The organism is Streptomyces sp. NPDC127119 (assembly GCF_042677425.1).
Classification (GTDB): Bacteria; Actinomycetota; Actinomycetes; order Streptomycetales; family Streptomycetaceae; genus Streptomyces.
Genome location: NZ_JBHXTO010000228.1, coordinates 1 through 9,251, shown reverse-complemented (window position 1 = coordinate 9,251; position 9,251 = coordinate 1). Strand labels below are relative to the sequence as shown.

The window sequence follows — 9,251 nt, the reverse complement described above, 5'->3', positions numbered from 1 at the left end:
CTGAGAACCCGAGGGCACGGGAGCCGGCCCCCGCACCCTTCAGCCCGTCCGGCGTTTGAGGACCGGGGGTTCGGGGGCTGGCCCCCGAGAAAAGGAAGGCTGCAATCCGGTTGCGTACTGGGATGCGGTCGTCACCCCGTGTTCATGCGATGCGACGAGGAACGTTGAGTTCCGGGAGCACGCTCCGGATGTGAGACGAATCATCGCCATCGTCCTGGCGGTATTCCTGATCGGCGGAGTGGCAGCAGCCGTCGTAGCGGGCCGCGAAGACCAGGACAGCAGCACGGCAACGAAGACCGTGCAGGGAGTGATCGGGTCGGAGAAGGCGGAGTTCTTCGCCGACCCGGATGTGGTGAAGGCCCTCGCTGCCAGGGGCTACACCGTGGAGACGGAGACCTCCGGGTCCTGGGCCATGGAGGGACTCGACCTCAAGGGGTACGACTTCGCGTTCCCCTCCAGCCAGGCGCCCGCCGGGGAACTGGCCTCGAAGTACCACGTACGGCAGCCCCTGCCGCGCCCCTTCTACTCGCCCCTCGTGGTCGTGGCGCACCGCAGCGCCGCCGAGGTGCTGGCGGGCAACGGCCTCGCGACCCTCAAGGGCAAGGGCGGCGGCAAGGGCAACGGCACCCTCGACATGAAGGCCTATCTCAAGGCCGCCGGGGCCGACCGGACCTGGCAGCAGCTCAAGGGCGCGGACAAGCACGGTGAGTTGAGCGGCACGCTGTTCATCTCCACCACCGACCCGACCAGTTCGAACTCCGGCGCCCTGTACCTCGCCGCAGCCTCCTACGTCGCCGACGGCGGCCGGGTCGCCGACGGCGCCGCCGCGGTCGACCGCACCGCGCCCCTGATGCGCAAGCTGATCAGCGTCCAGGGCTCGCAGCAGACCAGCACGGACGCGGCGTTCCGCGACTTCGTCAGCGGCGTCGGCAACCCGCTGGTCCTCGTGTACGAGTCCCAGGTCGCCGCCCTCCTCGCCGGCGGCCAGGGCGTCGACGACCTGGTCGTTCTCTACCCGGACACCACCGCCAACAGCGACCACACGGTCGTCCCCCTCACCCCGGAGGGCCGCGCACTCGGTGAACTGCTGGGGACCGACAAGGAGTTGCGCGCGCTCGCGGTGCGGCACGGGTTCCGGCCCCAGGGCGCGGCGGCCGAGTTCACGGCGGCCACCGACGCCCACACCACCTACCTCAACCAGACGCTGACCGGTGTCCGGCAGGTGCCCGTGCCCGCCTCCAAGGTGCTGCACGAGATGGCACGCCGGGCCCGGGACTAGGGGGAACCGCACGTGAGCAACATGGGGAACAAGAACGAGGACACCTTCACTCTCACTCCTCCCGAGGCCGTCGCGGCCGTGCCGAAGGAGAGGGCCGGCGGGCTCGTACCGGTCGACGAGTCCGTGCGTACGGACATGGCGCGCAAGGCCGCCGAGTACGTCGACGGGCTCGCCGTACTCGACGCCCGCTCCCCCGAATTCGCCGGGAGGATCGGCGAGATCGTGGCGCTCGGGTCCGGTGAGATGCGCGGCGCCGCCGCCCAGTCGAACCGCATGCTGGAGCGCACGATCCGCGCCCTTCCCTCGAACGGCGAGGACGCCCAGTCGCGTGTCTCGTCCTCGCTCGTCGAACTGCGGCGCACCGTCGAGGACCTGGACCCGCGCGAGCTGCCCGGCGGCAGGGCCCGCAAGCTGCTGTCCCGGCTGCCCGGCGGCAACAAGCTCCGCGACCATGTGGCCAAGTACGCCTCCGCGCAGGGCACGTTGAACAAGATCGTGGGCTCGTTGCGCGGCGGCCAGGACGAACTGCGGCGCGACAACGCCGCCCTGCAGACCGAACGCGTCCGCCTCTGGGACTCGATGGGCAAGCTCCAGGAGTACGTGGTCCTGACCGAGGCGCTGGACACGGCGGTCGAGGGGCACATCAGTGGGGTGGAGGCGCAGGATCCCGCCCAGGCGGACACCCTGCGCGCGGACGTCCTCTTCCCCGTACGGCAGAAGCACCAGGATCTGCTCACCCAGCTCGCGGTGTGCGCCCAGGGGTATCTGGCGATGGACGTGGTCCGCCGCAACAACGAGGAACTGATCAAGGGCGTCGACCGCGCGGCCACCACCACGGTCTCCGCGCTGCGCATCTCGGTCATGCTCGCGTCCGCCCTCGACAACCAGCGCAAGGTCGTCGAGCAGGTCAACGCGCTGCGCGGCACGACGGAGGACCTCATCCGCGGCAACGCGGAGATGCTCGCCACCCAGAGCGGCGAGATCCAGCGCATCGCCGCCGATCCGGCCGTGGGGGCGGAGACCCTCCGCTCGGCCTTCCAGCAGATCTACCAGACGCTGGACACGATCGACACGTACAAGGCCCAGGCCACGGAAACGATGGCGGCGACGGTGGAATCCCTCACCACAGAACTCCAGCACGCCACGGCCTACTTGGACCGCAGCCGCGCACAGGGCGCCCTGGAAGGAGGCCACCTCGCATGAACCGCCCAACACCCAGACACCCGTCCCCGTGGTCCGTGGGCAGGCGTTCCGCAGGGCGATGGGGGTCCCCCCGCGCGAGCGAAGCCGAGCGTGGGGGAGGGTGGGCACAGACCACCCACCGGGCCGCAGCCGCCATCGCTCTGGCAGCAATGACCGCCGGATGCACCTCAGCCGTGGAGGGGCCGAACCCTGCAGAGAAGCCGGCCCCAGGAACCCTGCGCATACTCGCGTCAAGCGAACTCGTCGACATGACCCCCGTCCTGGACCAGGTCCGCAAGGACACCGGCATCAAGGTCGAGCCCACCTACATCGGCACGCTCGACGCCGTCGACCTCCTGGCGAAGGGCAGGACGAAGGGCACCTACGACGCCGTCTGGCTCTCCTCCAACGACTACCTCCACCTGGACCCCGCCGCCGCGAGGCAGGTCGTGTCCGAGACTCCCGTGATGTCCAGCCCGCTGGCGATCGGGGTGAAGGCCGCCACCGTACGGAAGCTGGGATGGAAGCCCGAGGACGTCACCTGGGCCGACATCGAGAAGGCGGTGCACAGCGGCGGCCTGACCTACGGCATGACCGACCCGTCCCGCTCCAACTCGGGTTTCTCCACCCTCGTGTCCGTGGCGTCGGGTCTGTCCGACGCCCAGTCCGCGCTGACGGACGCCGATGTGCGGAAGGCGACGCCCCGGCTGACGGAGTTCTTCAAGGGGCAGAAGCTGACGTCCGGGTCGTCGGGCTGGCTGGCGCAGGCGTACGACCGGCGCGGTGACGTCGACGCGCTGCTCAACTACGAGTCGGTGCTGAAGTCGCGGAAGGATCTGACGGTGATCAGGCCGCGGGACGGCGTCGTCACCGCCGACTATCCGCTCTCCTCGCTCACGAACACGAGTCGGGAGGTCCGTGAGGACGTCCGCCGGCTCACCGAGGCCCTGCGTACCCCGGCGGCTCAGAAGCTGATCACCGAGCGGACACTGCGCCGGCCGGTCGTGCCCTCCGTGCGGCCCGCCGCGGGGCTCGACAGCACCCGGCGGCGCGAACTGCCGTTCCCGGGCAGCCGTTCCGTCGCCGACGGGCTCCTCGACTCGTACGAGAACAAGCTGCGCCGCCCCTCCCGGACCGTGTACGTGCTCGACACGTCGGGCTCGATGGGTGAGGACGGGCGGCTCGGGCGGCTGAAGAAGGCGCTCACCGATCTCACCGGCGACTTCCGCGAACGCGAGGAGGTGACGCTGATGCCGTTCGGTTCGGCCGTCAAGAGCGTACGCACGCATGTGGTGCGGCCCGAGGACCCGCGTTCGGGGCTCGACGCGATCCGCCGTGACACGCGGGCGCTCACCGCGGAGGGCGACACCGCGATCTATACGTCGCTGCAGAAGGCGTACGAGCAGTTGGGCGCCGACGACGACACGTTCACGTCGGTCGTGCTGATGACGGACGGCGAGAACACGGAGGGTGCGAGCCCGGCGGAGTTCGACGGGTTCTACGGGCGGCTGTCCGCGGACGAGCGGCGGATTCCCGTCTTCCCGATCCTGTTCGGCGACTCCGACCGCGGCGAGCTGGAACACATCGCCGAACTGACCGGCGGCCGTCTCTTCGACGCGCAGAAGGGCTCGCTGGACGGCGCTTTCAAGGAGATCCGTGGCTACCAATGAGCCCAGCCGACTCTTCGGCTATCTGGAGTCCCGTAAGAACCTCACCGGGAGCGCCTGTGGGATCGCCGGTCTCGGGCTGACCTTCGCGGGGGTCGCCGGGGCGTACTGGCCCGTCGTCGTCGTGGGTCTGTACGGGGCGGGCGCGCTGATCGCCCCGCCGGAACGGCCGCCGCTGCCGGACTTCCCGGATCCGTCCGCGCAGTTGGGCGAGATCCGCGACGACTTCGGGAAGTTGCGGGCCTACCTCGCGGACGTCGAGCTGCCGCCCGCCGCCGCCGGGCGGCTCACCGAGCTGACCGAGCTGCTGGCGGCGCTGCTCGATCCCGGGTGGGTCGCGGAGATCCTCGCGCAGGACCCGGAGGGGGTGCACACGCTGTCCCGGGCCGTGCGGACGGATGTGCCGGAGGCCGTCGACACGTTCGTACGGACGCGGTGGTGGGTGCGGCTGGCGCCCGGTACGGAGGCACCCGAGCGGCATCTTGAGCGACAGCTCACGCTGCTGCACGAGGAGGCGGAGGCCCTGGCCGCCGGTCTGCGCGAGACGGAGGCCCGGCGTCAGGAGTCCCACACCCGTTATCTGGAGGACCGGGCGTAGCCCCTTCCCCCGCGGGCCGTGTGGGGAGGGGGCTCAGGCGGGGCCGAACTCCGTGAGCGCGCGGTCCACGATCGTCTCCAGCTGCTCATGGTGTGCGCCCCGCCAGTACGCCCGCCCGCACTCCGCGCACTTCGCGAACACGTCGTACGACCGTCGCGTACCCCCTTCGAGCTGCTCGGCGACCTCGTCCTTCGAGGCCTCCGCGAGCAGTCCGTTGCACGCGATGCACCGGGTCCAGGGGCGCAGTGCGGGGGCGAAACGGCCCAGTACGTCCCGTAGTTGTTCGTCCGGTCGGGTGCTGTAGACGAACGCGCCCGCCCACAGCTCCCGGCGCCGCAGCAGGCCCCGGTCCCGGCTGAGCATCACCCGCCGTTCGGCCGCGGATCTCGTCGCGAGCGCGGGATCGCCGATGTCCAGGGATTCGTACGCGGCGTCGACGCCGAGCAGTCGCAGCCTGCGCGCCAGCGTGCCCAGGTGGACGTCGAGCAGGAATCGCAGCGGGGCGCCCGGCACCGGCTGGGGGCGCTCGACCGCTCGTACCTCGACGGAGTCGGCCGGCGCGGGCAGATGCGAGACGGCCACCGGGCGGCCGTTCACCACGAGTTCCCCGACCTCGGTCAGCGGGACGCCGAGCGACTCGACGACATGGCCCAGGGTGGAGGAGCCGTCGGTGGCGACCGACGTGGCCCCCGAACGGCGTCCGTGCGGGACGAACACCCGCAGTCCGGGGGCGAATTCGACGTGGATCTCGGGTCCGTTCACCGGGTCAGGATGACATGCGGGGTGGGCCCGTGGCCTCAGGGTTTCCCCGGAGCGAGCCCCTGGTCCAGGACGTCCAGGGCCCGGTCGACGAGGGCGCCGAGGTCGTCCTCGTGTCCGTGCTCGGCCCAGTACAGGGCCGCCTCCGTCAGACCGCCCACCAGGGACATCGCGGCGACGCGCACCTCGAAGCCGTCGGGTGCCCGGCCGGTGCGCTCGCCGATGACCTGGCAGAGCAGCCGACCGGTGCGGGCCATGTTCTCCGTCATCCGGGTGCGCACGGCGGGCACCTCGACCATCAGCCTGGTCCGCAGCCGGGTCACCTCTGGTTCTTCCGGGGCCGGGGCCGAGGCGCCGAGGGTGATGCCCGTTCTGAACACGTGCCGGAGGGAGTCGAGCCATGGTTCGTCGGCCGGGCGGGCGCGCAGTTCCGCCACGAGCAGCGGGGCGCACTCGTCCGTGAGGACGATGTCCTCCTTGGCCGGAAAGTAGCGCAGGACCGTGGACGGCGACACCTCGGCCCGCTCGGCGATCTGCTCGATCGTCGTCGCGTCGTACCCCTGCTCGCGGATCAGTCCGTACGTGGCGTCACGGATGGCCGTGCGCGTCTTGATCTTCTTGCGCTCACGGAGTCCCGGCCGGGGCCGGGCAACGGGGGCGGCCGGGGCGGCGGGAGGCGGAGTAGGTGCGGCCGTCATGGCGGTCATTGTCGGGCATCCGCCGAGGCCGGGGCCATGTACGGAACCGGTGTCATGTGCGGAGTCGGTGCCATGTCCGGAACCGGTGTCATGTCATGGCCGGGGCGGTCGGCCCCGGCTATCCGTACTGGTAGGCCACCATCGAGATGCCGATGTAGTGCGCGATGAACGCCGCGAGCGTGAACGAGTGGAAGACCTCGTGGAAGCCGAACCAGCGCGGTGACGGGTTGGGGCGCTTGAGTGCGTAGATCACGCCGCCGGCGCTGTAGAGGAGCCCGCCCACGATCACCAGGACCAGGACGGCGATACCGCCGGCCCGCATGAAGTCGGGGAGGAAGAAGACGGCCGCCCAGCCCATCGCGATGTAACAGGGGGTGTAGAGCCAGCGCGGGGCGCCGATCCAGAAGACCCGGAAGGCGATGCCCGCGAGCGCCGCGATCCAGATGCCCCACAGCAGCCACTTCCCCTTGCTCTCCGGGAGCAGCAGCATCGTCAGCGGTGTGTACGAGCCCGCGATGATCAGGAAGATGTTCGCGTGGTCGAGTCTGCGCAGCACGCCGTCCATGCGCGGACTCCACGTGCCGCGGTGGTAGATCGCGCTGACTCCGAACAGCAGGCAGGCCGTCAGGACGAAGATCGCGCAGGCCGCACGGGCGCGGGTCGAGCCGGCGAGGGCCGTCAGGACCAGGCCGGAGACGAGGACCGCGGGGAACATTCCGGCGTGCAGCCAGCCGCGCAGTCTTGGCTTGACGGGGTGCGGCAGGGAGAGCGCTTCGGCGACACGGTCGACGACCGGCGATTCCGCTGAGGCGTCGGGGCTGGGCGCAGTCATGGGGTCCATCGTACCTACGGAACCGTAAGTTACGTATCAGCCGACCGTCAGAAGTGCGCCAAGTGGCCAGCGTCTCACGCGGGTGCCCGGCGGCGAGTGGTGATGCTCACGCTGCTCAGGTGTGAGGCCCTCTGGACATATGCGCGGACCCGTCGGATGATCAAATGAGTGCGGTCGGCACCGGATGAGCGCCAGGAAGATCGATATCCACCGAAAAGATCGATAAGGGTCGGTAAAAATCTGTGACGATCGGTCACGATCGGTGAGTATCGATTACGTGAAGCATCCGGGTCGCAGCCCCCACGGGGCACAAAAAACAAAAACCCCTCATCTAGGAGCGATCGTGGCGCGCGACATCGCGGCTCCCTCTTCTTCCGACACCGTCCCCACCCACCATCAGGAACTGATCTCGTGGGTCAACGAGATCGCCGAACTGACGCAGCCGGACAGTGTGGTCTGGTGTGACGGCTCAGAGGCCGAATACGAGCGACTGAGCGAGGAGCTCGTCCGCAAGGGCACCTTCAAGAGGCTCGACCCGATCAAGCGCCCGAACTCCTACTACGCGGCCTCCGACCCGACCGATGTCGCCCGGGTCGAGGACCGGACGTTCATCTGCTCCGAGGACGAGGCGGACGCGGGCCCGACCAACCACTGGAAGGACCCCGCCGAGATGCGGGAGGTCTTCCAGGGCAAGGAGGGCAACGGGGGGATCTTCCGCGGCTCGATGCGCGGCCGGACGATGTACGTCGTCCCGTTCTGCATGGGCCCGCTCGGCTCCGACCTCTCCGCCATCGGCGTCGAGATCACCGACTCCGCGTACGTCGCCGTGTCCATGCGCACCATGACCCGGATGGGCCGGCCGGTCCTGGACGAACTCGGCTCCGACGGTTTCTTCGTGCGTGCTGTGCACACGCTCGGGGCGCCGCTGGAGGAGGGCGAGGCGGACGTGCCGTGGCCGTGCAACTCCACGAAGTACATCTCCCACTTCCCGGAGACCCGCGAGATCTGGTCGTACGGCTCCGGGTACGGCGGCAACGCGCTGCTCGGCAAGAAGTGCTACGCGCTGCGCATCGCCTCCGTCATGGCCCGTGACGAGGGCTGGCTCGCCGAGCACATGCTCATCCTGAAACTCACTCCCCCGCAGGGCAAGTCGAAGTACGTGGCCGCCGCGTTCCCGAGCGCCTGCGGCAAGACGAACCTCGCGATGCTGGAGCCGACGGTCCGCGGCTGGACCGTCGAGACCATCGGCGACGACATCGCGTGGATGCGCTTCGGCGAGGACGGGCGGCTGTACGCGATCAACCCCGAAGCCGGTTTCTTCGGTGTCGCGCCCGGCACCGGTGAGCACACCAACGCCAACGCGATGAAGACGCTGTGGGGCAACTCCGTCTTCACCAATGTCGCCCTCACCGACGACAACGACGTGTGGTGGGAGGGCATGACGGAGGAGACGCCCGCCCATCTGACGGACTGGAAGGGCAACGACTGGACGCCCGAGTCCGGCGTTCCCGCCGCGCACCCCAACGCCCGCTTCACCACGCCCGCCGCGCAGTGCCCGATCATCGCGCCCGAGTGGGAGGACCCGCGGGGCGTGCCGATCTCGGCGATCCTCTTCGGTGGCCGCCGCGCCACGGCCGTGCCGCTGGTCACCGAGTCCTTCGACTGGAACCACGGTGTCTTCCTCGGCGCGAACGTGGCCTCCGAGAAGACCGCCGCCGCCGAGGGCAAGGTCGGTGAGCTGCGCCGCGACCCGTTCGCGATGCTGCCGTTCTGCGGCTACAACATGGGCGACTACATGGGCCACTGGGTCGATGTCGCCAAGGGCAAGGACCAGGCGAAGCTCCCGAAGATCTACTACGTCAACTGGTTCCGCAAGAACGACGCGGGCAAGTTCGTGTGGCCCGGCTTCGGTGAGAACAGCCGGGTCCTGAAGTGGATCGTGGACCGGCTCGACGGGCGGGCCGAGGGCGTCGAGACGCCGATCGGTGTGCTGCCGGCCAAGGGCGCGCTCGACACGGCGGGGCTCGAACTCTCCGAGTCCGACCTCGACTTCCTTCTCACGGTCGACAAGGAGGTCTGGCGTGAGGAGGCCGCGCTCGTGCCGGAGCATCTGAACACGTTCGGTGAGCACACGCCGGTGGAGCTGTGGGACGAGTACCGGGCGTTGGTCAAGCGTCTGGGCTGACGCCCGTCGTTTGTCGTTTGTCCGCAAGCGCCGGACGGGCTGAGATCAGCC

8 protein-coding genes are annotated in these 9,251 nt (G+C 69.6%); 5 read left to right on the top strand and 3 right to left on the bottom strand.

What is annotated here, in order from left to right; translation table 11 throughout:
- Positions 1–190: 190 nt before the first annotated feature.
- The 4 genes from ACFVH5_RS42375 (at position 191) to ACFVH5_RS42360 (ending at position 4,726) form a co-directional block, all read left to right on the top strand.
- The gene (locus ACFVH5_RS42375; protein WP_385839018.1) at positions 191–1,279 is read left to right on the top strand and encodes a hypothetical protein; all 1,089 of its coding nucleotides are present in this window, start codon (positions 191–193) and stop codon (positions 1,277–1,279) included.
- Positions 1,280–1,300: 21 nt separating this feature from the next.
- Complete coding sequence (locus tag ACFVH5_RS42370) at positions 1,301–2,482, top strand: toxic anion resistance protein (RefSeq protein ID WP_385839019.1); 1,182 nt, start codon at positions 1,301–1,303, stop codon at positions 2,480–2,482.
- 149 nt (positions 2,483–2,631) lie between these two features.
- Positions 2,632–4,131, top strand: a complete 1,500-nt coding sequence (locus tag ACFVH5_RS42365) for a substrate-binding domain-containing protein (protein WP_385839017.1) — start codon at positions 2,632–2,634, stop codon at positions 4,129–4,131.
- The gene (locus tag ACFVH5_RS42360) at positions 4,118–4,726 is read left to right on the top strand and encodes a hypothetical protein (RefSeq protein WP_385839016.1); all 609 of its coding nucleotides are present in this window, start codon (positions 4,118–4,120) and stop codon (positions 4,724–4,726) included. Before ACFVH5_RS42365 ends, ACFVH5_RS42360 begins: the two co-directional genes overlap by 14 nt.
- Positions 4,727–4,759: 33 nt before the next feature.
- Here the strand turns inward: ACFVH5_RS42360 and ACFVH5_RS42355 are convergent, their stop codons facing one another.
- The 3 genes from ACFVH5_RS42355 to ACFVH5_RS42345 form a co-directional block, all read right to left on the bottom strand.
- On the bottom strand, positions 4,760–5,488 hold the full coding sequence (locus tag ACFVH5_RS42355) for a Mut7-C RNAse domain-containing protein (protein WP_385839015.1): 729 nt from the start codon (positions 5,486–5,488) through the stop codon (positions 4,760–4,762).
- 35 nt (positions 5,489–5,523) lie between these two features.
- Complete coding sequence (locus ACFVH5_RS42350; RefSeq protein WP_385839014.1) at positions 5,524–6,192, bottom strand: TetR/AcrR family transcriptional regulator; 669 nt, start codon at positions 6,190–6,192, stop codon at positions 5,524–5,526.
- A 109-nt stretch (positions 6,193–6,301) separates the two neighbouring features.
- Positions 6,302–7,015 carry a hemolysin III family protein gene (locus tag ACFVH5_RS42345; protein ID WP_107020298.1) on the bottom strand — a complete coding sequence of 238 codons (714 nt, stop codon included), beginning with the start codon at positions 7,013–7,015 and terminating at the stop codon, positions 6,302–6,304.
- A 343-nt stretch (positions 7,016–7,358) separates the two neighbouring features.
- Here ACFVH5_RS42345 and ACFVH5_RS42340 point away from each other — a divergent pair, with 343 nt between their 5' ends.
- Positions 7,359–9,200 (top strand): phosphoenolpyruvate carboxykinase (GTP), encoded by a 1,842-nt coding sequence (locus ACFVH5_RS42340; RefSeq protein ID WP_385839012.1) that lies wholly within the window; start codon positions 7,359–7,361, stop codon positions 9,198–9,200.
- Positions 9,201–9,251 lie beyond the last annotated feature (51 nt).